This window comes from Pseudomonas putida (assembly GCF_001941965.1).
Classification (GTDB): Bacteria; Pseudomonadota; Gammaproteobacteria; order Pseudomonadales; family Pseudomonadaceae; genus Aquipseudomonas; species Aquipseudomonas putida_L.
Genome location: NZ_MKZO01000025.1, coordinates 78,805 through 104,099, shown reverse-complemented (window position 1 = coordinate 104,099; position 25,295 = coordinate 78,805). Strand labels below are relative to the sequence as shown.

Annotated in this window: 15 protein-coding genes, 2 tRNA genes and 1 pseudogene; 10 read left to right on the top strand and 8 right to left on the bottom strand. The window is 64.2% G+C overall.

What is annotated here, in order from left to right:
- Window positions 1–70: 70 nt before the first annotated feature.
- Both PSEMO_RS14810 and PSEMO_RS14805 read left to right on the top strand, forming a co-directional pair.
- Window positions 71–490: a DUF6088 family protein gene (locus tag PSEMO_RS14810; RefSeq protein WP_075803739.1), complete on the top strand. Its 420-nt coding sequence runs from the start codon at window positions 71–73 to the stop codon at window positions 488–490.
- On the top strand, window positions 459–1,511 hold the full coding sequence (locus tag PSEMO_RS14805; protein ID WP_075803738.1) for a nucleotidyl transferase AbiEii/AbiGii toxin family protein: 1,053 nt from the start codon (window positions 459–461) through the stop codon (window positions 1,509–1,511). The genes PSEMO_RS14810 and PSEMO_RS14805 overlap by 32 nt, the downstream gene beginning before the upstream one ends.
- A 77-nt stretch (window positions 1,512–1,588) precedes the next feature.
- Here PSEMO_RS14805 and PSEMO_RS14800 read toward each other — a convergent pair whose 3' ends face one another.
- Window positions 1,589–5,578, bottom strand: a complete 3,990-nt coding sequence (locus PSEMO_RS14800; RefSeq protein ID WP_075803737.1) for a bifunctional nitrate reductase/sulfite reductase flavoprotein subunit alpha — start codon at window positions 5,576–5,578, stop codon at window positions 1,589–1,591.
- Window positions 5,579–6,006: 428 nt separating this feature from the next.
- Here PSEMO_RS14800 and PSEMO_RS14795 point away from each other — a divergent pair, with 428 nt between their 5' ends.
- Complete coding sequence (locus PSEMO_RS14795; protein ID WP_075803736.1) at window positions 6,007–6,702, top strand: DUF1266 domain-containing protein; 696 nt, start codon at window positions 6,007–6,009, stop codon at window positions 6,700–6,702.
- The gene (locus PSEMO_RS14790) at window positions 6,699–9,410 is read left to right on the top strand and encodes a DUF805 domain-containing protein (protein WP_075803735.1); all 2,712 of its coding nucleotides are present in this window, start codon (window positions 6,699–6,701) and stop codon (window positions 9,408–9,410) included. The genes PSEMO_RS14795 and PSEMO_RS14790 overlap by 4 nt, the downstream gene beginning before the upstream one ends.
- On the opposite strand, the gene PSEMO_RS14785 is transcribed toward PSEMO_RS14790, so the two are convergent.
- The 3 genes from PSEMO_RS14785 to PSEMO_RS14775 form a co-directional block, all read right to left on the bottom strand.
- Window positions 9,358–11,049 (bottom strand): molecular chaperone HscC, encoded by a 1,692-nt coding sequence (locus PSEMO_RS14785; RefSeq protein ID WP_075803734.1) that lies wholly within the window; start codon window positions 11,047–11,049, stop codon window positions 9,358–9,360. The genes PSEMO_RS14790 and PSEMO_RS14785 overlap by 53 nt on opposite strands.
- A 243-nt stretch (window positions 11,050–11,292) precedes the next feature.
- Window positions 11,293–11,369, bottom strand: a tRNA-Asp gene (locus PSEMO_RS14780).
- A gap of 15 nt (window positions 11,370–11,384) precedes the next feature.
- A tRNA-Val gene (locus PSEMO_RS14775) sits at window positions 11,385–11,460 on the bottom strand.
- A 159-nt stretch (window positions 11,461–11,619) separates the two neighbouring features.
- On the opposite strand from PSEMO_RS14775, the gene rdgC reads away from it, so the two are divergent.
- The gene (rdgC, locus tag PSEMO_RS14770; protein ID WP_075803733.1) at window positions 11,620–12,540 is read left to right on the top strand and encodes a recombination-associated protein RdgC; all 921 of its coding nucleotides are present in this window, start codon (window positions 11,620–11,622) and stop codon (window positions 12,538–12,540) included.
- Between the two features lie 229 nt (window positions 12,541–12,769).
- Window positions 12,770–13,087 carry a quaternary ammonium compound efflux SMR transporter SugE gene (gene sugE, locus PSEMO_RS14765; RefSeq protein ID WP_009407432.1) on the top strand — a complete coding sequence of 106 codons (318 nt, stop codon included), beginning with the start codon at window positions 12,770–12,772 and terminating at the stop codon, window positions 13,085–13,087.
- A 2-nt stretch (window positions 13,088–13,089) separates the two neighbouring features.
- Here sugE and PSEMO_RS14760 read toward each other — a convergent pair whose 3' ends face one another.
- A complete protein-coding gene (locus PSEMO_RS14760) occupies window positions 13,090–14,964 on the bottom strand; it encodes an MFS transporter (RefSeq protein WP_075803732.1) in 1,875 nt (624 codons plus the stop codon).
- Between the two features lie 199 nt (window positions 14,965–15,163).
- Window positions 15,164–16,297 (bottom strand): TDT family transporter, encoded by a 1,134-nt coding sequence (locus PSEMO_RS14755; protein ID WP_075803731.1) that lies wholly within the window; start codon window positions 16,295–16,297, stop codon window positions 15,164–15,166.
- A gap of 248 nt (window positions 16,298–16,545) precedes the next feature.
- On the opposite strand from PSEMO_RS14755, the gene PSEMO_RS14750 reads away from it, so the two are divergent.
- On the top strand, window positions 16,546–20,022 hold the full coding sequence (locus PSEMO_RS14750) for a PAS domain-containing hybrid sensor histidine kinase/response regulator (RefSeq protein WP_075803730.1): 3,477 nt from the start codon (window positions 16,546–16,548) through the stop codon (window positions 20,020–20,022).
- On the opposite strand, the gene rmuC is transcribed toward PSEMO_RS14750, so the two are convergent.
- A complete protein-coding gene (gene rmuC, locus PSEMO_RS14745) occupies window positions 19,994–21,499 on the bottom strand; it encodes a DNA recombination protein RmuC (RefSeq protein ID WP_075803985.1) in 1,506 nt (501 codons plus the stop codon). The genes PSEMO_RS14750 and rmuC overlap by 29 nt on opposite strands.
- Before the next feature lie 67 nt (window positions 21,500–21,566).
- Window positions 21,567–21,890 (bottom strand): annotated as a pseudogene (locus PSEMO_RS14740) (sel1 repeat family protein); the annotation flags it as partial.
- A 972-nt stretch (window positions 21,891–22,862) separates the two neighbouring features.
- Here PSEMO_RS14740 and PSEMO_RS14735 point away from each other — a divergent pair.
- The 3 genes from PSEMO_RS14735 to PSEMO_RS14725 all read left to right on the top strand — a co-directional run bounded on the left by PSEMO_RS14735 (window position 22,863) and on the right by PSEMO_RS14725 (window position 25,260).
- Window positions 22,863–23,087 (top strand): hypothetical protein, encoded by a 225-nt coding sequence (locus PSEMO_RS14735; protein ID WP_075803984.1) that lies wholly within the window; start codon window positions 22,863–22,865, stop codon window positions 23,085–23,087.
- A 273-nt stretch (window positions 23,088–23,360) separates the two neighbouring features.
- Entirely contained in the window at window positions 23,361–23,843 is a 483-nt protein-coding gene (locus PSEMO_RS14730) for a hypothetical protein (protein ID WP_178392001.1), read from the top strand.
- A 148-nt stretch (window positions 23,844–23,991) separates the two neighbouring features.
- Window positions 23,992–25,260 carry an OmpP1/FadL family transporter gene (locus PSEMO_RS14725; RefSeq protein ID WP_075803727.1) on the top strand — a complete coding sequence of 423 codons (1,269 nt, stop codon included), beginning with the start codon at window positions 23,992–23,994 and terminating at the stop codon, window positions 25,258–25,260.
- The last annotated feature ends 35 nt before the right edge of the window (window positions 25,261–25,295 follow it).

Sequence of the window (25,295 nt, the reverse complement as noted above, 5' to 3'; positions counted from 1 at the left end):
GAATAGTGGATGAAATTGAAATCGAGGAGTAGAGTGACCTTGTTATTTTTAGCTGTAGTGGGGGCACCTTATGAAACTCGAAGACCGGATGGTTCGCTCCATCACGCAGCGTGCGGGCTTGGTGGTCTTGCGCTCGGACTTCGCGAGCATGGCCAGTGACTCTCAAATCGGGCGAGTGCTGGCGCGTTTTGTCGCAGAAGGCAGGCTCGTACGCGTGAGCAAAGGCGCATTTGCCAAAACCCGCATCAATAAATTCACAGGCCTGCCAACACCGGCCGGGACTCTGGAGATGATCGCTGCCGAACTGTTCAGCAAGCTCAATATTTGTGTGGAGCCCAGTTCGCTGGTCGCGGAGTACAACAGCGGCAAGTCGACCCAGATTCCAATGGGCGCGACGATCAACACCGGGCGTCGGCGCATCTCGCGGAAGGTCAAGGTAGGGAACAGCACTTTAGCGTATGAAAAAAATTCCAGACGCGCTTCGATCTGATATCGAAGATGCTGCTACTGCGGGGATGTTGGGTGATCTCCCACCAGCAGTGGCTGAGAAGGACCAGCACATCACTGACGCACTTCGCGCTCTAGCTCAAATCGAGATGGTAGATACCGCACGTCAGCGGGATCGTCGTAAAGGGGACCCTGCCCCAGCCTCTATTGATGTAGCTACGCGCCTGGTTTTCGCAGGTGGCACCTGCCTTTCGAAAGCACACGGCCTGATTGAGCGAATGTCCGAAGACATCGATATCAAGGTTGTGCTGGAAGAAGTACCGGAAGGTTATAGCCTGGGAGACAAGGGAAACCGCGGGCGGTTGAAGGATTTGCAGGAAGAAATCGAGCGCCGCTTGGCCGAGATGGGCTTTCAATGTGTCGTTCATGACAACGAAGAAAACCCGATCATGCGGGATAGCCGACGCTATCACTGCCTGCTGGTTTCATACGGTGCGCATTTCCAGGACACCTCCGGTGCACTCCGCCCCCAGCTCAAGCTTGAGCTGATTCACCGTCCTCCGGTGCTGGCTGGCGAGGCACGTGAAATGGGTTACATGCTTGACGACTTCATCCCTCGCGAAGCACCCGAACGCTTCTCGATGACCTGCATCAGCGTAGCGGAGACGCTAGGCGAGAAGGTGTTATCACTGCTGCATCGCTGCGCCTGGAACTGGGATGGGCATCAACGCGGGACATTCGATACCGCGCTGGTGCGTCACGTTTACGATGTTTGGCGTATCGCCGAAAGCCAGCCCGATGCCATCGAGCCTGCGTGCCAGGTATTCGCTGCGCTGGTCGCCAAGGATGTGGAAGAGTTTCAACGGCAGCATCCTGAATTTGACCAGGATCCCTATGCAGTACTTCGACGTGCCCTGGCCAATGCTGCCACCCACGAAGGACTCAGGGAGAACTTCGAATATCGTCTGAAGCCATTGCTTTACTCAACGGACAAACCGGATTTCCAGACGTGCTACGCCTCGTTCGCTGCGGTGGCAGAACGACTACTCAACCATCCAGCTTGAGGCCGGCCTCAAGCCTCAAGCGGCGAGAAAAAGCGTTCCGCGCCACCGCTTGCGGCTTGAAGCCTGTGACTTGACTCTCAGTACACATCCCGCAGATACCGCTTGTCCTTCCCCATTTGCGCCACATACGCCGCCGCCTCATCGGCACTCATCCCGCCATGCTCCGCCACCACCGCCTTCAGCGCCGCATCCACATCCTTGGCCATCCGCGCAGCATCCCCGCACACATAGAAAAACGCCCCCTCCTGCAACCAGCGCCACAACTCCGCGCCTTGCTCCTGCATGCGCTGCTGCACATAGATCTTCTCCTCCTGGTCCCGCGAGAACGCCGTGTCCAGCCGGGTCAGCAAGCCACTCTCGCGCCATGCCATCAGTTCGTCACGGTAGTAGAAATCACAGGCCTCACGCTGCTCGCCAAAGAACAGCCAGTTGCGCCCCTTGGCCCCGCGCCCTTCCCGCTCCTGGAGAAACCCGCGGAACGGCGCGATCCCGGTGCCCGGACCGATCATGATCACCGGCAGCTCATCGTTCTGCGGCAAACGAAAGCTCGCCGAAGGCTGCGGGAAGATCGCGACCTTCAGGTCCTGCGCGCGATCGGCGAGGAAGCTGGAACACACACCCTTGCGCTGACCATAACGCACGGTGGACAGGGTCAGGTGCACCTGCGTCGGGTGCCGCTTCGGGCTGGAGCTGATGGAGTACAGGCGCGGCTGCAACGGTTTGAGCAGTGTCAGCCATTCGGCCTGGGACAACTTCAACGGAAACTCGGCCAGCAGGTCCACCAGTTGCCGGCCCCACAGCCAGTCGTTCAGCGCGGCCTTGTCCGTGGGCAGACCGTCGATTTTCTGCAAGATCTGCGGAGTGATGCGGGTGACATCCAGGTGCTCGGTCAACGCGGTCGCCAGGGGCATCGGTCCTTTACAATCGACCTCGGCACTGCCATCCAGACCGGAGCAACGCAGGAACTCGGCCACCAGCTCCGGACAGTTGCGCGGCCACACCCCAAGGGCATCGCCCGCCTGATAGCTCATGCCGCTGTCGCCCAGATCGAAGACGATTTGCCGGGTTTCCTTGCTCGCCCCCGGTCCATTGAGCAGGCGGTTTTCCAGCAGTCGCGCGGGGAGCGGAGTCTGTTTGCCGAACGCCGGTTTCTCCACCGCGGTCAATGCGACCGGCGCCTGCGCCAGCTTGGCCGTCAGCGCCTGCAACCACCCGGCGAAGGGCTCGTCGAAGTCCGGCTCGCAGTCCACCCGCTCCAGCAAGCGCTGGCCGCCCAGCTCGGCCATGCGCTGGTCCAGCCTGCGTCCGAATCCACAGAACTGGTCGTAGCTGGAATCGCCCAAAGCCAGCACCGCGTAAGGCCGTTTCGCCCAGTCCGCGGCCTCGCCCTGCAGCGACTGCCAGAACGCCGCGGCGCTGTCCGGTGCTTCGCCATCGCCAAAGGTACTGGTGATCAGCAGCAGGCTCGCCGCCGTGCCGACCTGCGCCGGCTGGGCAGCTTCCATGCACTCCAGTTGCACCGTCAGGCCGGCCTCGCGCAGATGACTGGCGCAGCGTTCGGCCAGGGCCTGGCTGTTGCCGGTCTGCGAGGCCCAGAGCACCAGATGCCGGGGCGTTTCCACCAGCGCCGGCAAGCTGGCCGGCTCGGCGCGCGAATAGACGCCCGCCAGCAACCCATCGATAAACAGCCGCCGCTCCAGCGCCAGCGGCGCACTCGCCGGCAACACCGGTACGCCGTGCGGCTGGGCGGCGCCGAGTCCTTGCAGGAAACCGTGGAGATACTGCTGCTCGCTCTCGGCCAGGGCCATGGCGGGCGGCGCGCCCAGGCCGAGGGCCTTGCGCAGGGTGTCGGTGGGCATCGGCCGGGTCTCCTCGGGGAGGGCAGGGTTCAGTTCAAGGGCATCGATTCGTTCACCGCCAACCCGGGTCAGGGCCACGGCGCAGTGCTTGAAAGCCGGTTGCAGCGAGATCGGGTCCACCGCATCGCTGGTCACGGCGTTGATCGCCAGTTGCTCGCCATACAGGTCGTTCCAGTGGAACGGGGCAAAGCAGTTGCCCGGCATCACCCGGGTATTGATCCGCGCCGGCAACACCGCCTGACCGCGACGCGAGCGGACCTGCACCTGGTCCTTCTCGGCAATGCCGAGGGCGGCGGCATCGTCCGGATGGATCTCCAGGAACGGACCCGGCTCCAGCTTGTTCAGGCTGGCGACCTTGCCGGTCTTGGTCAGGGTGTGCCACTGGTGCTGGACCCGTCCGGTATTGAGCACCAGGGGGTAGGATTCGTCCGGCAGCTCGGCCGGCGGCAGCCACGGACGGGCGAAGAAGCGCGCCTTGCCGGATGCGGTGGCGAAGGTGATCGCCGGGCGCTCGCCGTCGGCGTTTTCCCGCAGGTTCTGGCTCAGGCCGTTGTTGATGTAGCGCAGCGGACTGCGCGCCTCGCTGCGGCCCGGCTCGAAGGGCCACTGCTGTGGACCGGCGCGTAGTTTTGCGTAGTCCAGGCCTCGCAGGTCGTAGCCGGTGGCGGGGTTCCAGGCCTCGCGGATTTCGTCGAAGACTTCGTCGGCACTGGCGTAGCTGAAACCCTCCGCATAGCCCATGGCGCAGGCCACCCGGGCAATGATCTGCCAATCCGCGAGGCTTTCGCCCGGTGCGTCCACAGCCTTGGCGGTCAGGGTCAGGTTGCGCTCGGAATTGATCATCACCCCTTCGGATTCGGCCCACAGCGCGGCCGGCAAGAGGATGTCGGCGTAGCGGTTGGTTTCCGTGTCGAGGAAGGCGTCCTGGCTGATCACCAGCTCTGCCTTGCGCAGCCCGTCGATCACGTTCTGCCGGTTGGAAACGCTGGCCACCGGGTTGCTGCAGATGATCCAGCACGCCTTCACCTGCCCCGCCGCCATCTGCTCGAACAGGCCGATGGTGCCCTCGCCCGCCTCGGCGCGCAGGCTGCCGACGGGGAGTCTCCAAAGCTTTTCGATGAACTGGCGATCAGCCTCGACCAGCGCCGAACGCTGTCCGGGCAGTCCCGGCCCCATGTAGCCCATTTCCCGTCCGCCCATGGCATTGGGCTGGCCGGTCAGGGAGAAAGGACCGCTGCCCGGGCGGCAGATGGCGCCGGTGGCCAGGTGCAGGTTGCACAGTGCATTGCTGTGCCAGGTACCGTGGATGCTCTGGTTCAGGCCCATGGTCCAGCAGCTCATCCAGTCCTTCGCACCACCGATCAGGGCGGCGGCCTGGCGGATGGCGGCCTCGCTCAAGCCGGTGATGTCTGCGACCCGTGCCGGGGTGTAGTCGGCGAGGAAGGCTGGCAGCTCGTCCCAGCCCTCGGTGTAGCGTTCGATGAAGGCGTTGTCGGTGTGGCCGTTCTCCAGCAGCAAGTGCAGCAGGCCGTTGAGCAGCGCCATGTCGGTGCCGGGACGGACCTGCAGGAACAGGTCGGCCTTGTCCGCCGTGGCGCTGCGCCGTGGGTCGACCACGATCAGTTTGGCGCCGGCCTTGAGCCGGTCGAGCAGGCGCAGGAAAAGGATCGGGTGACAGTCGGCCATGTTCGCGCCGATCACGAAGAACACCTCGGCGCGGTCGAAATCCTGGTAGCTGCCCGGCGGCCCGTCGGCGCCCAGGGACAGCTTGTAGCCGCTGCCGGCACTGGCCATGCACAGGCGCGAGTTGGATTCGATATGACGGCTGCGGATATAGCCCTTCACCAGTTTGTTGGCGAGGTACTGGGCCTCCAGCGACATCTGCCCGGAGACGTACAGGGCAAAGGCATCCGCGCCGTGGGTGTCGATAATGTCCCGCAGGCGCCGGGCGGTCTGTTCGATGGCCTTGTCCATCCCCAGGCGTACCGGATCGCGCTGGCGCTGGTCGCGCAGCCAGGCCCACTCCATGCGCCCGGAGTCGCGCAGCGGCTGATGGCAACTCAGGCCCTTGGTGCACAGGCGGCCGAAATTGCTCGGGTGCTGCTTGTCACCGCTGACCTTGGTCACCCTGTTGTCGGTCACGCTCATGACGATGCCGCAACCGACACCGCAATACGGACAGACACTGCGCACCGTCGTGCTGGTCATGGCCCTGACTCCCCTGCCTTACTGCGCAAAAACAAAAAGGCGCCCTGCCGCTCCGGCCTGAAGGATCAGGGGGAGCAGCACGGCGCCTTTGTCGTGAACGGGGCAATCGACGTTGATTGCCTGATACGCAGGTAAAGCAAGGGGCGCGCCAGATTGTTCGCAAGCCGGCACTCAGAGCAACGCGGACCACTGTGGGAGCTGGCTTGCCAGCGATGAGGCCAGCCCGGGCAACGATGTTTTCAGGTCTGGCCCTATCGCTGGCAAGCCAGCTCCTACAGGGTCCGTGGCGAGCACAAACGTCATGACTAGCCCCAAGGACCCGCGTAAAGCTGCACCGTCGTGGTGAGGCCCGCACCAAAGCGCGGCAGACGTGGTCGTAGCCTCTAACGTCTGGTTACAATTCGTCCGTCCCGCCTCCGGAGTGCTTCATGGAAGAGATCGAACAGCGCTGGCTCTATGCCTTGTCAGCGCCAATGGCCGCGCTCAACGGCGCGAGCTACACCTCGCCGTACTATTACGACGAAGAACGCAAGATCAACCTGGGCGAGTCGTGGAACGTCGATTCCCGCGAGCAGTTGCTCGATATCGTCAGGCGCATGGCCGACAACGGTCACGCCACCGACCTCAACACCGCTTACTGGCGCTATCAGCGCGCACTGCCCGGCGAGTGGCAGACGCTGCTGGAACAGTTGAGCCTGCGCGAACGAATCCTCCACGACTACGCCGCGCGTACCTTCCTCGACTGCGGCTTCGGCGGCACCCGTTCCTGGGATCTGGGACGGATGGGCTTCCTGCTGCGTTGCGGGCTGCGCAACGAGTGGATCAGCTTCGAGGAAAGCCTCTGGCTGCAAGGCCGCCTGGCGGCACGGGCCCGGCATTACTACGGCAGCTGGTCGTCCTATGTGGCGGGCTATGTGATCGGCCGCGGCCTGTGGGGCTGCTCCGACCTGCCCGATGAGCAGTTCAGCCGGCAACTGGAACGCCAGGGCTCCGAGCACTGGAACCAGCACATCATCGCCAGCCTGAGCAACGACCCCGACTCGCCGCTGATCGACCTGCCCTGGCACCTGGAACTGAACCTGCCGGAACAACCCGACTCCCTCGCCGAAGGTAACTGGTCATGAGTTGCTGGATCCGCCTTGGCATCGAACCGACCAAGGATCAGAACACCATTCGCGGCGCCTACCGCGCGCGCCTGCCGGAACATCACCCGGAAACCGACCCGGAAGGTTTCCAGGCCCTGCGCGAAGCCTATGAAAGTGCCCTGCGCCACGCGCGCGAGGAGCCATCAAGGGAAGAGCCGCCACGGGAAGAGCCAGAGTCCGCAGCCCCACCGGGCATCCTCGACGAATTCCGCGCCCTGCTCGAAGACAGCACCCGGCGCTACGACCCGCCGGCCTGGCAGGCCTTCGTCCGCCAATTGGACCAATTGCCGCTGGAAACCCTCGAGGACGTCAGTTGGTCGTTGCTGCAAGGCGTGCGCAGTTGCGGGATGATTTCCCGCGAGTGCGTAGGCCTGCTCGCCAAACGCCTGGCCTGGTCCCAGCAACTGCTGCGCCTGGACTTCGACGCGGCGCGGGAGATCGAGGGCTTTCTCGAGCACCTCGAACAACCCGACCCCTTCCCCACCGGGCTGATGGGCCAGTGGTCGGCGATCGCCCAGCAGGAAACCCTGTGGTACCTGAACTCCCTGGAGTACCTGTTCCACCAGCGCCCGCTGTTCGAGTACGCCAGCTTCGCCAACCTGCATACCTGCCTGCCCCTGCCGGCGGACGACAGCCTGGTGCAGCGCCTGATGGTGCAGTTCGCCAAGGCGGAAGTGCCCAGCCAGAGCCTGTACGAGCGCTGCGCCGAACAGCAGGCCGCTGATCCGGAGAATATCGACCTGCTGTTCCTCCTGGCCCAGCACGCGACGATCCTGGATCAGGTCCCGGAAGCGCTGGTCAGCTGGACGCGGCTGCATTGGGAGTTCCAGCATCCGCAGGCGCCGCGCCGGCTGATCGAGCTGTGCCACGGCCAGCAACCGCAGTTCGTGCCACTGCTGGTCCAGGCCTTCGACCGCCAGCAGGACATCGATGCCTGGCCGCCAGGCCTGGAGGAACAGGGCCAGCTCTTCGGCAGCTTCGCTCAATCCCCGGAGACCTTGTCGCGCTGGTACATCGCCAGGCGCACGGAGCTGGATGGCCTGGCTGCCGCCTACGTCGACTGGCGTCTCGATGACAGCACCGAGGTCAATCTGCTGGCCCTGCTGCTGGACGACCATCCGCAGCCACACCTGCAACGCCTTTACCGCTACGCCTGGGGCCTGGCCCGTGGCAACGACGCGCTGCTGCGGGAAATCAGCGAAGCGCCCGACGCTACGGAGCTGTTCGAGGAACTGGTGCTCAAGGCTTTCCGCCGCCAGGCCGCACAGCGCCTGCGCTGGCTGACAGAGGCGCCGGTGCCGCTAGCCCTCAGTGGCTATCTGCACAGCGAAGCAAAATACCCGGACTTCCCACGCCCACTGGGCAAGGAATTCGGCCCCCTCGCCTGCCGCAACTGGCTGCGGCACATGCGCGCCTACGACCTGCGCGCCCTGCAGCGACTGTTCGAGCATTTCGCCCCCGGCCAGATGCAACCCGCTCCGTTTGCCCTGGACCACCTGGGACGCCTGGCCAACCGCGACCTCGAACTGAGCGCGCCGGACCCTGCCGAGGATCCGTGGACCTGGCACGCCCGTGGGCTGTTCATCCTTGCCCTGCTGGAGCAACCCGAGCGCTGGCTGGCCCTGATCACCCCGTCGATGCTGCGCAACCTCGACTACCCGGCCGGGCATCCGTTCGCCCAGACCCGCGACCTGCTCGGCCAATGGCTGGAATCCGGGGCGCCAGTCGAGACGCTGCTGGCTGGCCTGGACCGCGACAACCCGGTACAGGAACTGCTCGCCGACGAGCTCTGCACCCTCGACAGCGTCCTTGCAGACGCCCGGCTGCCGCGCCACAACCTCCTGCTCAGAACCTTCGGCAGTGACCCCGAGGCCTTCGGCGGCGATCGCTACAGCATGACCCTGTTCCTCGGCGCGCTGTTCTTCCACCCGCGCTTCAGCGACGAGGATCGCGGCCAGGTGCTTGACCGGATGCAGGCCGTGGCCGGCGACGACCCGTGGTGCGAGCAATTCCGCCAGCACCTGCCCAAGCGCGAGATCCAGCGCCCGGCGCGCAAGGCGCTGGAAGGCAAGGATAGCGATACCTTCTACCTGGCCCTGGACGCGCTGGAGAAAATGGCAGCGGTCAACACCGCCTGGCCCGCCTCCCGAGCCCTGGCGACCCTGCAGATGGCCAAGGACGACCCGGCCAACGGCACAGGCCTGCGCCTGGCAGTGACCGCAGTGCTGGGGCTGGCCGAAGCCATGATGGAAGTGAATACCCCGGAAGACTCGGTCGGGGCCTGGCAGTTCTGGAGAATCGACCGGCGCCTGGGCCGGCGCGACTACGGGCTGATGCTGGCGCTCTGGGCCGGGTTCGGCGCCAGCATCCCGCTCATGCCGAACGAGCTGCATGTGCTGGCCGCGATCTTCTGCATCGTCGGCACACTGGGAACCGGAATCCGCCGCCTGCGCGACCGCGAGCAGCCGATCTGGCTATGGATCGCCCTGGTGATCGTGCCGGTGCTGATCCCGCTGTACCTGCTGGCACTCCTGGTGCTGCCCGGCGACATCCTGCCCAGTCGCTTCGGCAAGCCGGCCAACGGGCAGAACCCGAAAGCCGGTGGTCTGCAGGCGCTGCTGCGCCAGCTCAAACCTAAACGCCGAGCTCGTCCAGCAAGCGTGTTAGAGCCTGGCGACGGCTGGTGATCTCTTCGGCGCGCTGGTTGGCGAGTACCGCATTGAACTCGTCCAGCCAGGCGCCGATACGCTCGCGCTCCTCGCCCAGGCTGTGCATCCAGGCCCGCTCCAGACGGGCCGTGAGGGCTCGGTTGGGCAAGGTGTCGCGGGGGTGGATCTTCAACGCGGCCAGGCGCGCACGGCTGTTGGCCCGGGCTTCCTCGTCGAGGCCAGTGGGGCTGCGGTCAATGCTGTGACTGTGGCGCTCGCCGCTTTCCAGCAGGGTCACGTCCACTTCCAGCAGGCCGTTGATGTCGTAGCTGAAACGCACATCCAGTTCCTGCTGGCGCCCGACCTGGGGCAACTGCACCTCGAAGGCATCGATGAAGATGTTGTCGCGCACCCACGGGCGCTCGCCCTGGTACACCTCGATGCGGATCACCTTCTGCTCGGGGTGGGTGCTGTAGAAGCGCTGCACCTTCGAGGTCGGGATCACCGTATTGCGCTCGATGATCGGCGAGAAGGCGCCGCGCACCTCCTCGCCCCGGGTGGTCGAGATGCCCAGAGTGTAGGGGCAGACGTCGGTCAGGATCAGCTCTTCGATCGCCGCGTCCCGCGCCTTGCAGGCCGCCTGGCTGGCGGCGCCGAGGGCGACGATGGTGTCCGGATCGAGGTGCCGGTACGGCAGGCGCCCGAACAGGGTGGCGACCATCTGCTGCACCGCCGGCATGCGCGTGGCACCGCCTACCAGCACCAGGCTGTCGAGGTCACGCGGGCTCAGGCGGGCATCGCGCAGGGCCTGCTCGATCGGTGCGCGCAGGCGCGCCAGCAGCGGCTCCCAGATCGACTGGGCACGGGCTTCGTCCAGTTGCCATTCACGCACCTCACCCGCACCTTTCCAGCTCAGCGACTGCGGGCCCTGGGCCAGGCGGCATTTGAGCTGTTCAAGGGCATCGCACAGGGTGGCCAGGGCCTGAGGCTCGATCTTCGCGATATCGAGCTGCCAGTCCTTCAGGCAGGCTTGCAGCAACGCGGCAGTGAAATCCTCGCCGCCGAGGAAGTTGTCGCCGGTGGAGGCATGCACCTCGATCAGCGGCAGCGAATATTCCAGCACGGTGACGTCGAAGGTGCCGCCACCGAGGTCGAAGATCAGGGTGCGTTCGAACTTCTGCTCGTGCAGGCCGTAGGCCATGGCGGCGGCAGTCGGTTCGTTGATCAGGCGCTGCACCTTGAGGCCGGCCAGTTCGGCGGCGAAGACCGTGCGTTTGCGCTGTTCGTCGCTGAAATAGGCCGGGACCGAAATCACCGCCTCGTTGACCGGGACGCCGAGAAAGGCTTCGGCATCCTGTTTCAGCGCACCCAGCACCAGGGCCGAGAGCTCTTCCGGGCTGAACGACTGGCCGCCCAGCTCGAAGCGCTTGTCGCTGCCCATGAAGCGCTTGAACGCCGCGGCGCTGCGCTCGGGGTGGGTGGTCAGGCGCGAACGGGCGGCGCGGCCGACCAGGATGCTGCCGTCTTCGTCGACACTGACCACCGAAGGGGTCAGCACATCGCCGAGGGCGTTGGGGATGAGTTGGGCACGGCCTTCCTGCCAGACGGCGATCAGGCTGTTGGTGGTACCGAGGTCAATGCCCAGCAACGGGGCGGAGGGAATACTGGCGTCCTGCATGGTCGATCTCTTGCTCAGAAAAGGTGCTGGCAAGTGACACCAGCGCGCTGGTTTGATTCTGGACGAACGACATAATGGAACAGCTTCAAGCCTTAAGCCGCAAGCCCTAAGAAAAAGTCGCCAGCACCGCGCCTGCTTTGACTTGCAGCTTGCGGCTTACAGCTTTCAGCTCAAAAAAAAAGCGACCCTAAGGTCGCTTTCTTTGTAACTTCCGGGTGTTCAGTGGGCCCTGGAAGTTGAATATGGCGCAGCGGACGGGACTCGAACCCGCGACCCCCGGCGTGACAGGCCGGTATTCTAACCGACTGAACTACCGCTGCGCTAACACTGAGAAGTGGTGGGTGATGACGGGATCGAACCGCCGACCCTCTGCTTGTAAGGCAGATGCTCTCCCGGCTGAGCTAATCACCCATCGTCTCGGTGTGGCGCGCATTCTACGGAGCACCCCAAGCTCTGTAAAGCACTTTTTGAAAAAATTTTTTCAGGCGATCCAACGACTTAGCGGGCTTGGCCTGGAAGCGTCAGCCGGAGAATAATGCTCCCCTTATATAGAGAGGAGAGATCCGCCCCATGTGGTTCAAAAACCTGCTGAGCTACCGCCTGACCCAGGACATTCCGTTCGATGCCGAAGCACTGGAAGCCGCACTGGCCAGCAAGCCCGCCCGCCCGTGCGCCAGCCAGGAGTTGACCACCTACGGTTTCGTCGCCCCGTTCGGCAAAGGCGAAGACGCGCCCCTGGTGCATGTCAGCGGTGACTTCCTGCTGATTTCCGCGCGCAAGGAAGAACGCATCCTGCCGGGCAGCGTCGTGCGCGACGCGGTCAAGGAGAAGGTCGAGGAGATCGAGGCCGAGCAGATGCGCAAGGTCTACAAGAAGGAGCGCGACCAGATCAAGGACGAGATCGTCCAGGCCTTCCTGCCTCGTGCGTTCATTCGCCGGGCGATGATCTTCGCCGCCATCGCGCCGAAGCTCGGCCTGATCCTGGTCAACTCGGCCAGCGCCAAGCGTGCCGAAGACCTGCTCTCGACCCTGCGTGAAGTGATGGGCTCGCTGCCGGTACGTCCGGTGACCGTGAAGATCGCCCCGAGCGCCACCATGACCGACTGGGTGAAGAACCAGCAGGCCGCGCCGGACTTCCACGTTCTGGACGAGTGCGAGCTGCGTGATACCCACGAAGATGGCGGCATCGTCCGTTGCAAGCGCCAGGACCTGACCAGCGAAGAGATCCAGATGCACCTGGGCACCGGCAAGCAGGTGACCCAGCTGGCCCTGGCCTGGCAGGACAAGTTGTCCTTCGTGCTCGATGACAAGACGGTGATCAAGCGCCTGAAGTTCGAAGAACTGCTGCAGGACCAGGCCGAGGAAGATGGCGGCGAGGAAGCGCTGGGCCAACTGGATGCCAGCTTCACCCTGATGATGCTGACCTTCACCGAATTCCTGCCGGCGCTGTTCGAGGCGTTGGGTGGGGAAGAGATTCCGCAGGGGATCTAAAGTCCCGAGGACGCTGAATAAACCTGTGGGAGCTGGCTTGCCAGCGATAGCGGCAGTGAATTCACCATCGCAATCGCTGGCAAGCCAGCTCCCACAGGGTTCGATGTGAGCCTTGAAGTTTGCTCCAGGCACCAGAACGGTGCACCATATCGCCCACTGCGAGGACGACCTCGCGACGCAGTGCGTGAACGTTCGGGGACGGCCCCATCACCCTGATGGAGTACCAAGCATGTCCTGGATCATCCTGTTCTGCGCCGGCCTTTTCGAAGTCGGCTGGGCCGTCGGCCTGAAATACACCGACGGCTTCACCCGTCCCCTCCCCACCGTCCTGACCATCGCCGCCATGGCCATCAGCCTGGGCCTGCTCGGCCTGGCCATGAAGGAGTTGCCGCTGGGTACCGCCTATGCCATCTGGACCGGCGTCGGCGCCGTCGGCACGGTAATCGCCGGGGTCATCCTGTTCGGCGAGTCCATGGCCCTGGTACGCCTGGCCAGCGTGGCGCTGATCATTGCCGGTCTGATCGGCCTGAAGGTCAGCGCCAGCTGAATCTAGCGAATCTCGCCGCGTAACGCCCCGACCCGTTCGCGCAACAGCGCCGGCTGCGCTTCCTCGCCAGGAATCGCATCGCCGGCCACCAGGGTCACCCGCGACCAGAAGCGGCGGAAAAAGCCCTTGGCCGGATCGCGACTGAAGAAACTCCCCCACAAGCCCTGCAGCGCCAGCGGAATCACCGGCACCGGGGTGCGCTCGAGGATCAGCCTGACCCCGCCCTTGAACTCGTCGATCTCGCCATCCCCGGTCAGCTTGCCTTCGGGGAAGATGCACACCAGCTCGCCCTCCTCCAGGTACGCGGCAATGCGCTCGAAGGCCTGGTCGAAGGTGGCGCGATCCTCGTTGCGCCCGGCAATCGGAATGGCCCCGGCGGTGCGGAAGATGAAGTTGAGCACCGGCAGGTTGTAGATCTTGTAGTACATGACGAACCGCATCGGCCGGCGCACCGCCCCGGCGATCAGCAGCGCATCGACGAAGGACACGTGGTTGCACACCAGCAACGCCGCGCCCTCGTCGGGGATCCGCTCCAGGTCGCGGTGCTTGACCCGGTACATGGAATGGCTCAGCAGCCAGATCATGAAGCGCATGCTGAATTCCGGGACGATCTTGAAGATGTAGGCATTGACCGCGATGTTCAGCAGCGACACCACAAGGAACAGCTGGGGAATCTCCAGCCCGGCCACGCCCAGCAGCAGCATGGTGAAGATCGCCGAGACCACCATGAACAGGGCATTGAGGATGTTGTTCGCAGCGATCACCCGGGCCCGCTGGTCTTCTGCGGTACGGGCCTGGATCAGGGCATACAGCGGCACGATATAGAAGCCGCCGAACACACCCAGGCCAACGATCGACAGGAGGATCCACCACGCCTTGGTCATTTCCAGCAGCGCCAGCCAGTCATAAGGCGCGGCGGCGGCCGGGATATCCCCGGAGTGCCACCACCAGAGCAGGCCGAACAGGGTCAGGCCGAAGGAACCGAAGGGCACCAGGCCGATTTCCACCTTGCGCCCGCTGAGGCGTTCGCAGAGCAGCGAGCCCAGGGCGATGCCCACGGAGAACAGGGTGAGGATCAGGGTCACCACGGTTTCGTCGCCATGCATCCATAGCTTGGCGTACTCGGGAATCTGGGTCAGGTAGATGGCGCCGACGAACCAGAACCACGAGTTGCCGACGATCGAACGCGACACGGCCGGGGTCTGGCCGAGGCCCAGGCGCAGGGTCGCGGCGGTCTGCGAGAAGATGTTCCATTGCAGCTTGAGTTCCGGCGACGCCGCGGCGGCGCGGGGAATGAAGCGGCTGGCGAGGTAGCCCAGGGCGGCGGTGAGGACGATGCCGCAGGCCACCACCGGGGCGTAACCCGTGGAGGACATCATCACCCCGGCCGCGATGGTCCCGGCGAGGATCGCCAGGAAGGTGCCCATTTCCACCAGGCCGTTGCCGCCAACCAGTTCTTCTTCACGCAAGGCCTGGGGCAGGATCGAATACTTGACCGGGCCGAACAGCGCCGAGTGGGTGCCCATGGCGAACAGCGCCAGGAGCAGCAGCCACAGCTGGTTGAAGACAAAGCCCACGGCACCGACGGCCATGATCACCACTTCGGCCAGCTTGATGGTGCGGATCAGCGCGTCCTTGGCGTATTTCTCGCCGAACTGCCCGGCCAGGGCCGAGAACAGGAAGAACGGCAGGATGAACAGCAGGGCGCAGAGGTTGACCAGCATCGAGCCGTCACCACCGAGGCTCAGCTTGTAGAGGATCGCCAGGATCAGCGACTGCTTGTACAGGTTGTCGTTGAAGGCACCCAGGGACTGGGTAATGAAGAAGGGCAGGAAGCGACGCTTCTTCAGCAAGGCGAACTGCGAGGTGTGGCTCATCGTCCATGTACCTGTTCGGGGCGTTGGTTATTTGAGGCGCCGAAAGCGGGAAAAGCCACACTTTGCCGGATAAGCATTGCTTCTGGCCAATGGGACCGCTTTGCGGTCCTTCGCGGGCAAGCCACGCTCCTACAGATGACCGCATTCCAAGGTAGGAGCGTGGCTTGCCCGCGAAGGGCCGCAAAGCGGCCCCAAAATCTCAAGCCTGTTTGATGCAGGGAGAAACAAATAGCTCCCCACGCCAGGCCCCGCACAAGGTCCGCCAGCCCACCAGCGACCACAACCCCACCAGCGCCAGCACCAGCACCGCGCCCATCCCCTTGAAGAACCCCAGTTCCAGCCACACCCCGAGCTTCAGGGTCGCCAGCGCATACACCCCCAGCGGAAAGGTAAAGCCCCACCAGCCGAGGTTGAACGGCATGCCCTGGTGCACATGCTTGAGGGTGATCAGCAGCGCCGTCAGCAACCACCAGAACCCGCAGCCCCAGAGCACGATCCCGGCAATCAGCCCCAGCCCCCGGGCCGTCTCGCCAAAGCCGTGCAGACCATTGGCGGCAAAGATCGCCGGCGCATCCCCGCCCAGCAGCAACATCCCCAGCGCCCCGGTCCCGATCGGCCCCAGGGCCAGCCAGCTCGACGCCGCCATATGCGCCGGCGGCAACTTATGCAGGGCCATGCGCAGGATCAGGATGGTCAGGATGCTGAACGCCACCGGCAACGACACCGCCCACAGCACATAGCTGGTGACCAGCATCTGCAACTGCCGCGCACTGTCCGCCAAATGCGGCGCCAGCAGGCCACCGCTGGCCGCCGCCACTTCCGCAGCCACCACCGGCAACAGCCACACCGCCGTCATCTGGTCGATGCTGTGCTCCTGGCGGGTGAACATCAGGAAGGGAATCGCCACGCCACACAGCAGGGCCAGCCCCACATCGATCCACCACAGCGCTTCGATCCACGGCAGAAGGCCGTCGCCAAAGCGCGCCAGGCCGAATACCAGCGCACCGTTGAGCAGCGTCGCCAGCCCCATGGGAATGGTGCCGAAGAACATCGAGACCGTGGAGTGGGCGAAGATCCGCCGCGCTTCATGGAAGAACATCAGCCAGCGCGCGCCATACAGGACGCTGAACAGCACGAACAATCCGCTCGCCAGCCACCACAGTGCTTCCGCCACGCCATGCAGCCCCGCAAAAGCCTGGGGCAAGGCCAGCGCCAGCACGCCGGTGCCCATGACCACAGCGAACCAGTTGGGGGTGAATTGGCGAATCACCTCCCGCGGGTGGGCCAGCTGATTGAACGGGCGCAAAGCGTGAACGGCGGTCTGGCAAGGCATGATGATCTGTCTCCTGTCCTCTCATGAGGTGATCACCACGCTACAACCAAAAGGAATATCCATATAACGGTTATTTTCTCTATCTGTTATCGGTTTTACCTATAAACAACCCGGCAAATCCGCCGTGAGGCGTCTGCAATGCCCTTTCCCTGCGACGTCCTGCCACCGCGACTTTGGTCGGCGCTGACGAAGCCCGGGCGGCATGCCAGACTGATTGATCGAGGTGGTTTTTTTCGTTCGGAGTCTTCATGTCGTTGTCCAGCGGGCTGATCGCCGGGGTCGCCCTGGTCTATATGGCCATCATGTTCGCCATTGCCTTCTACGGCGATCGCCGCGGCACGCCCCTGCCACCTCGCTTGCGCGCCTGGGTCTACAGCCTGTCGCTGGCGGTGTACTGCACCAGCTGGACCTTCTTCGGCGCGGTCGGCCAGGCCGCCGAACAGCTCTGGGCCTTCCTGCCGATCTACCTCGGGCCAGTGCTGCTGCTGATCTTCGCGCCCTGGGTGCTGCAGAAGATGGTGCTGATCAGCAAGCAGGAAAACATCACCTCCATCGCCGACTTCATTGCCGCGCGCTACGGCAAGTCCCAAACCCTGGCGGTGGTGGTCGCGCTGATCTGCCTGGTCGGCGTGCTGCCCTACATCGCCCTGCAACTGAAAGGCATCGTCCTCGGCGTCAACCTGCTGATCGGCGCCAACGCCGACGCCACCGGCAGCCGGGTGCAGGACACGGCGCTGGTGATCTCGCTGGTCCTGGCGCTGTTCTCCATCGTTTTCGGCACCCGCAGCCTGGACGTGACCGAGCACCACCGCGGCATGGTCCTGGCCATCGCCTTCGAGGCCATCGTCAAGCTGCTGGCCTTCCTCGCCGTCGGCGCCTTCGTGGTGTTCAACCTGTACGACGGCTTCGACGACCTGTTCAGCCAGGCCCGGGTCGCCCCGGCGCTGGACAGCTACTGGCAGGAAACCATCAACTGGCCGTCGATGATCGTCCAGACCGGCGTGGCGATGATGGCGATCATCTGCCTGCCGCGGCAGTTTCAGGTCACCGTGGTGGAGAACATCGAGCCGCAGGACATGCGCCTGGCGCGCTGGGTGTTCCCGATGTACCTGGTGCTGGCCGCGCTGTTCGTGGTGCCCATCGCCCTGGCCGGGCAGATGCTCCTGCCCGGCTCGGTGATCTCCGACTCCTTCGTGATCAGCCTGCCCCTGGCCGAGGCCCACCCGAGCCTGGCCCTGCTGGCCTTTATCGGCGGCGCCTCGGCGGCCACCGGCATGGTCATCGTCGAGGCGGTGGCGCTGTCGACCATGGTCTCCAACGACATGCTGCTGCCCTGGCTGCTGCGCCGCAACAACGCCGAGCGACCGTTCGAGGCGTTCCGCAGCTGGATGCTGACAGTGCGCCGGGTGACCATCGTGGTCATCCTCCTGCTCGCCTATGTCAGCTACCGCCTGCTCGGCTCCACCGCGAGCCTGGCCACCATCGGCCAGATCGCCTTCGCCGCCGTGACCCAGCTCACACCGGCCATGCTCGGCGCGCTGTACTGGAAGCAGGCCAACCGCCGCGGCGTGTTCGCTGGCCTGGCCACCGGCACCTTCCTGTGGTTCTACACCCTGGTCCTGCCGATCGCCGCCCATAGCCTGGGCTGGCCGCTGACCCTGTTCCCCGGCCTGACCTGGCTGGACGGCAATCCGCTGGGCCTGCCAATCACCCCGCTGACCCAGGGCGTGGTGCTGTCCCTGGCCGGCAACTTCACGGTCTTCGCCTGGGTCTCGATCCTGTCCCGCACCCGGGTCACCGAACACTGGCAGGCCGGGCGCTTCATCGGCCAGCAGAGCAGCTCGCGGCCGAGCAACCGTTCGCTGCTGGCGGTGCAGATCGACGACCTGCTGCACCTCGCCGCACGCTTCGTCGGCGAGGAACGTGCACGGCAGAGCTTCATCCGCTTCGCCTACCGCCAGGGCAAGGGCTTCAACCCCAACCAGAACGCCGACGGCGAATGGATCGAGCACACCGAGCGCCTGCTCGCCGGCGTGCTCGGCACCTCGTCGACCCGGGCGGTGGTCAAGGCGGCCATCGAAGGCCGCGACATGCAGCTCGAAGACGTGGTGCGCATCGCCGACGAAGCCTCGGAGGTGCTGCAGTTCAACCGCGCCCTGCTGCAAGGCGCGATCGAGAACATCAGCCAGGGCATCAGCGTGGTCGACCAGTCGCTGCGCCTGGTGGCCTGGAACCGCCGTTACCTGGAGCTGTTCAACTATCCGGACGGGCTGATCAGCGTCGGCCGGCCGATCGCCGATATCATCCGCTACAACGCCGAGCGCGGCCTGTGCGGGCCCGGCGAGGCCCAGGTCCATGTGGCCCGGCGCCTGCACTGGATGCGCCAGGGCCGCGCGCATACTTCCGAGCGCCTGTTCCCCAATGGCCGGGTCATCGAGCTGATCGGCAACCCGATGCCCGGCGGCGGCTTCGTCATGAGCTTCACCGACATCACCCCGTTCCGCGAAGCCGAGCAACTGCTCAAGGACTCCAACGAAAGCCTCGAACAGCGCGTGGCCGAGCGCACCCGTGAACTGTCGCAACTGAACCTGGCGCTGACCGAGGCGAAGAGCCATGCGGAAGCGGCGAACAAGTCCAAGACGCGCTTCCTCGCCGCGGTCAGCCATGACCTGATGCAGCCGCTGAACGCCGCCCGGCTGTTCTCCGCCGCCCTCTCGCACCAGGCCGAAGGCCTGTCCGACGAGGCCCAGCAACTGGTCCGGCACATGGACAGCTCGCTGCGCTCGGCGGAAGAGCTGATCAGCGACCTGCTGGATATATCGCGCCTGGAAAACGGCAAGATCACCCCGGACGCCAAGCCCTTCGCCCTCAGCGAGCTGTTCGACACCCTCGGCGCCGAGTTCAAGGTCCTGGCCCGCGAACAGGGCCTGGACTTCCGCGTGCGCGGCAGCCAGTTGCGGGTGCACAGCGACATGAAGCTGCTGCGACGGATCCTGCAGAACTTCCTGACCAACGCCTTCCGCTACGGCAAGAGCCCGATCCTGCTGGGCGTGCGCCGCAGCCAGGGCCATCTGTGGCTGGAAGTCTGGGACCGCGGCCCGGGCATCGCCGACGACAAGCTGCAAGTGATCTTCGAAGAATTCAAGCGCCTCGACAGCCACCAGACCCGCGCCGAGAAAGGCCTGGGCCTCGGTCTGGCGATCGCCGACGGCCTGTGCAAGGTGCTCGGCCATCCGCTGGAAGTACGCTCATGGAGCGGCAAGGGCAGCGTGTTCCGCGTCAGCGTGCCGCTGGCCACGGCCCGCACACCGGAGCCGGTGAAGACCCCGGAACAGGCCGGCCAGCCGCTGGCCGGCCTGCAGGTGCTGTGCGTGGACAACGAGGACAGCATCCTGATCGGCATGAACAGCCTGCTCAGCCGCTGGGGCTGCCAGGTGTCCACCGCACGCAACCGCGAGGAATGCGCAGCGCTGCTCGACCAGGGCCTGCGCCCGCACCTGGCGCTGGTGGACTATCACCTCGACGAGGGCGAGATCGGTACCGAACTGATGGCCTGGCTACGCACGCGCCTGGGCGAGCCGGTGCCAGGGGTGGTGATCAGCGCCGACGGGCATGGCGAGACCATGGCCAAGGTGCATGCCGCCGGCCTCGATTTCCTCAGCAAACCAGTCAAGCCGGCGGCCCTGCGCGCTCTGCTCAATCGCCATCTGAGCCTGGTGCAATAAGCCCGTCGTTGGCCGGGTTGCCCTCCCCGGCCATGGCCCGCTCCAGCAGGTCCCCCGGCAGGCTCTTGCTGGCCCGGGCACCGAGCAGCTTGAGCTGTTCGCTGCGGCTGATCAGGTTGCCACGCCCTTCGCAGAGCTTGTTGCGCGCCGCCGCATAGGCCTTGTCAACCTGCTGCAGGCGGTTGCCCAGCTCGTCCAGGTCCTGGATGAACAGCACGAACTTGTCGTACAGCCACCCCGCCCGCTCGGCGATTTCCCGGGCGTTCTGGCTCTGCCGCTCCTGCTTCCACAGGCTGTCGATGACCCGCAGGGTGGCCAGCAGGGTGGTCGGGCTGACGATCACGATCTGCCGGTCGAAGGCTTCCTGGAACAGACCCGGCTCGGCTTGCAGGGCAGCCGAGAACGCCGCTTCGATAGGTACGAAGAGCAGGACGAAATCCAGGCTGGTGAGGCCGTCGAGGCGGTTGTAGTCCTTGCTCGACAGGCCTTTGACGTGGCTACGCAGGGAGTGCACGTGCTGCTTGAGGGCGGCCTGGGCGACATCGTCCTCGCTGGCCCCAATGAACTGCTGGTAGGCGGTCAGGCTGACCTTGGAGTCCACCACCACCTGCTTGTCGCCGGGCAGCATGATCAGCACGTCGGGCTGGTAACGCTCGCCATCGGCGCTCTTCAGGCTGACCTGGGTCTGGTATTCGCGGCCTTTTTCCAGGCCGGCGTGTTCGAGGACCTTTTCCAGGATCAACTCGCCCCAGTTGCCCTGGGTCTTCTGGCCCTTGAGGGCCTGGGTCAGATTGGTGGCCTCGTCGCTCAGGCGCAGGTTGAGCTGCTGCAGGCGCTCCAGCTCCTTGCCCAGGGAGAAACGCTCGCGGGCTTCCTGCTGGTAGCTTTCTTCCACGCGCTTTTCGAAGGCCTGGATGCGCTCCTTGAGCGGGTCGAGCAACTGCCCGAGGTGCTGCTGGCTGGTCTGGGCGAAGCGCTGCTCGCGTTCATCGAAGATCTTCGTGGCCATCTCGGCGAACTGGGCGCGCAGTTCGTCCCGCGAGCCTTGAAGGTCGGCGAGGCGCTGCTGGTGGCTGTCCTGCTGCTCGCGCAGTTCGGCCTCGAGGGCGGCGCAGCGGGCGTCGAGGCGGCGCAGTTCGGCTTCACGGGCGCTGCGTTCGAGGTTCCAGGCGTGGGCGGCATCACGGGCGTTGTCGCGGTCGATCTGCAGCAGGTCCAGTTCCCGGGCCTGGGCCGCGAGGCTGGCCTGCTTGGCGCTGTTGGCCTGGCTGAGATCGCTGATTTCGTCGCGGCTGGCGTCCAGTTGCGCCTGCAGGCCTTCCTGGGCGAGCAAGGCACCGCTCAGGCGCTCTTCCTGCAAGGCCAGTTGCGCCTGGCGTTCGCTGTGCTGGCGCTGCCAGCGCACCAGCACCACGGTCGCCGGCACCGCCGCCAGCAACATACCCAGCACCAGGCTGGTCAGATCCATTGCAACCATCGACAGCATGCTCAACCCTCGGAAAAAATCCCGCAGAGCTTATCAGTCGGGCTGCTCAGTCGCGCAGCAATTCCTCCAGCTCTAGCTGGGCACTGGAGTCGCCGGCGCGGGCCGCCTGGCGCAGCAGCTCGTGACCGATGCGACGGTCGCGGGCATTGCCGCACTCGCGGCAGAGCATCTGCCCCAAACGGCTTTGCGCGACCACCACGCCTTCGCGCGCCGGTTGCTTGAGCAGGCGCCCGGCAAAATGCTTGACCTTGGGCTTGTCGCCCAGGCGCGGGCTGTCGAGCAGCCACAGGGCGACCTTCAGCGAAAAGCGCTTGGCTTCGGCGGGGGATTTTGTGGAAGGAGCAGCAGGCGTTGACTCGGTGGATCGACCGCGAAACTTCATAAAAACAGGCAGGATATTTCTTGGGGCGCGCACTCTACCCGATTTTTCCGACGATCGCCCGTGCCATTTCTGAAGTTTTTTCAGAAATTTCTGATCTTTTTTCTTGACCTTTCCGAGGTGATTTTTTAGCCAGTACCACCGCTTCGGAAAATTGTCCGACAGCCTTCGACCTGCTGGCACGCCCGTCCTAGAGCAAGCGCCCGGGACAATCCACAGAAGCTGTGGATAACTCAGTGGACAACCGCCTCCGGCACCCCGCAAACCCCCATGGAATGGGGCCTGCGCTCAAACTGACGATTTTTTCACCAGCTAAAAAAAGTGTTTTTTTTCATTGACTTGTCAGATCGGAGCGGTCAATGGGGGAGCCATGCAGGGCCATGACCGGGTTGTGACAGCAGTCGCCCCAAGTGTGTACAAACGCCCCAAAGCGAGGCGATCAGACGCACCATCGCGGCCATTGGCAATGAGCCATGGGGCTTCCCAGAGACCGGTAAAATGGAGATAATGCTCGGCTCGCCGGATGGAAGATGAAAGTACTTGCCAGCGAGAGCGGAAGCGAGTATCTTCGCCGCCGTTAGTACCAAGCTGAAAGTCAATTCTGGCCAAAGCGGTCCTTGCAGCATTGCCCTACACTCACGGGCTTTCCTGCTGAAACCAGGACCCGCCAACCGAAAAAGCTCACCAGGCACATCCATACCGCCCTGCCGAGCCCTCCAGCAGACTGAACAGGATCCTCACCCAGAGGCGCAGAACCTATTGCCCTGGCGTGTTGCCCGTCTTCCGAAGTACCTACCAGTCAGCCCAAGGCGCCACCATCTATATTGCGCTCATTCACTGGCTGCCCTGTTCCAGGGGTTCTGCCGCACGTCCAAGGGTTTTGCACGAGCAAGCCTTAATACTCGCGTCACTGGAACGTTTGAAATATATACGGCTCAAACTTGCCGTATCTAATGCAGGAACGTCCAAACAATGATGACTCACAACAGCCACACCCAAGCGGCCATCCGCACCCTCTCCCAGGCCTTCGCGCCGCTGAACTGCATCATCCTTGCCTCGCGCAAGAACAGCTTCAGCTTCACCCTGGTCGACGAACACGGCATCGCCCAGCACAGCGAACGCCTGTACCCCGAGCAGTACACCGGTGCCGAGCCGCTGCAGGCGGTGATCGACCGGACCCGTCAGGCGCTCGTCGCCTGATGGAACACTCACTTCAAAGCCCCTCATTCGAGGGGCTTTCGCTATCCGCCCCACCCTCGCGCATCGCCTGAAACGCCCCGCCTTTTTAAGTCCGGTTCGGTATATGGCTTATGCCCTCATGCCGGAAACGATTTAAAAACAGCCCTTTACAGCCGGAATATGACACTACACTTCAACTCAAGCGGACCTGTCCGCTTCCGGCGGGCCTGACCCCGATCCACCCTGCTGCCAAGCACCAGCGACCTGCCGGCCATTTTCCTGTTCGAGGGCATCATGGGTATCGCCGCGAGCGAGTTGAGCCAATACGTGATCCGGCCGACGCTGATCTACCTGGACCGCCATAGCCCCTGCGCCGAAGCCTTGTTGCTCGGGGTAGCGGCCAGCCAGTCGGCCCTTGGCGCGGCCCTTCACGATCGCCGTGGAAACGGCTTGTATCGAATTGGCGCATTGCGTCATCAAGCGGTCTGGGACGACTTTCTTGCCCGCGATCCGGAACTGGCGAGTCTGGTCCGCGGTCTGGCTAGTCAGCATGCTTTTCTCAACGGCCCGCACCTGGAACTGACGGTGAACCTGCGCTACGCCACCGCCATCGCATGGATGCTGATCGAAGAGCAGGCGCCCCGTTTGCCGGAAGCCGACGATCTGCTCGGGCTGGCAAAAATCTGGCGTCAGATTTTCCAGCCGCAAGGCCGGTTGCGCGACTTCACCCGGGCCTGGCAGGCCTGCGTCGCGCCCGTGGAACATCAGGCATGTTAGGAAAACACCTGCAACATCAAACGGATTAAATTGCCAATTCTGGTCGGATTGTCCTACAAAACCGCTCTATCTCCTGCGATACAGGCTATAGCGCGGTCCAGAAAATGTTGGTAATTTGCGCCACGGTGATCCCCTGGAGTTTCTAATAATGAAAAAAGTCACACTCATCAAAAGCACCCTCGCCATTGCCGTTACCCTGGCCTCTTCCAACCTGCTTGCCAGCGGTTTCGCACTCAACGAACAAAGCGTCAGCGGCATGGGCACCGGTTTTGCCGGCCGTTCTTCCTCCGCCGATGATGCCAGCACCGTGTACGGCAACCCTGCCGGCATGTCGCGCCTGAAAAGCGAACAGATTACCGTCGGCGGCGCTGCCGTGATCGCCAAGACCGACATCAAGAATGGCCGTGGCACCTTCGGTGGCAGCAACGACGGTGACATGGTGCCCGTGGTCGGCGTCCCGATGGGCTACTACGTCAAGCCGATCGATGAGCACTGGAGCGTCGGCTTCGGCATGTACGTGCCCTTCGGCCTGGTCACCGATTATGAAACCGGCTTCGCCGGCCGCTACTTCGGCAGCAAGTCGGAAGTCCAGGTGGTCACCTTCCAGCCGACCGTCAGCTATGCCTTCAACGACGTGGTGTCCATCGGTTTCGGCCCGACCATCAACCGCATCGACGGCAGCCTGCAGTCCAACGCCCTGAACGCCGGCTCGCCGGGCCGCAACGATGGCCAGGTGAAGATCTCCGGCGATGACACTGCCGTTGGCTACAACATCGGTATCCTGGTCCAGCCGTCCGAGCACACCCGCATCGGCCTGACCTACCACTCGATGGTCGACTACAAGCTCGAGGGCGATACCAAGATCCAGGGCACCGGCTTCGGTCCGTTCAACGGCGGCAAGTTCGATGCCTCGCTGAACATCAAGACCCCGGAATCCGTGGACCTGTCCGTCACCCACGAACTGGATGACCAGTGGACCCTCTACGCTGGCAGCACCTGGACCCGCTGGAGCCGCCTGGAAGCCATCACCGTCAAGAACGACGGCGTGCCGGCTCCTCTGCGTCCTAACCTGGGTACCATCAGCGAAGAGCAGAACTGGCACGACACCTGGGCCCACGCCATCGGCGCGTCCTACAAGGTCAACAAGGAGTGGGTACTGCGCACCGGCTTCACCGTCGACCAGTCGCCGACCAACAACACCAACCGCTCGCCACGCATCCCGACCGGCGACCGCAAGATCTTCAGCGTGGGTGCTGGCTGGACTCCGACCGAAGCGATGACCATCGACGTGGCTTACTCCTACCTGTGGGAAGAAGACACCAAGGTCAACCTGCGTGACCCGAGCAAAGGCGCCTACAGTGCCAAGTACGAGAACAGTGCACATGGCCTGGGCGCATCCCTGACCTACCGCTTCTGATTTCGCCTCTGGCTGCACGAAAAAACCGCCCTCGC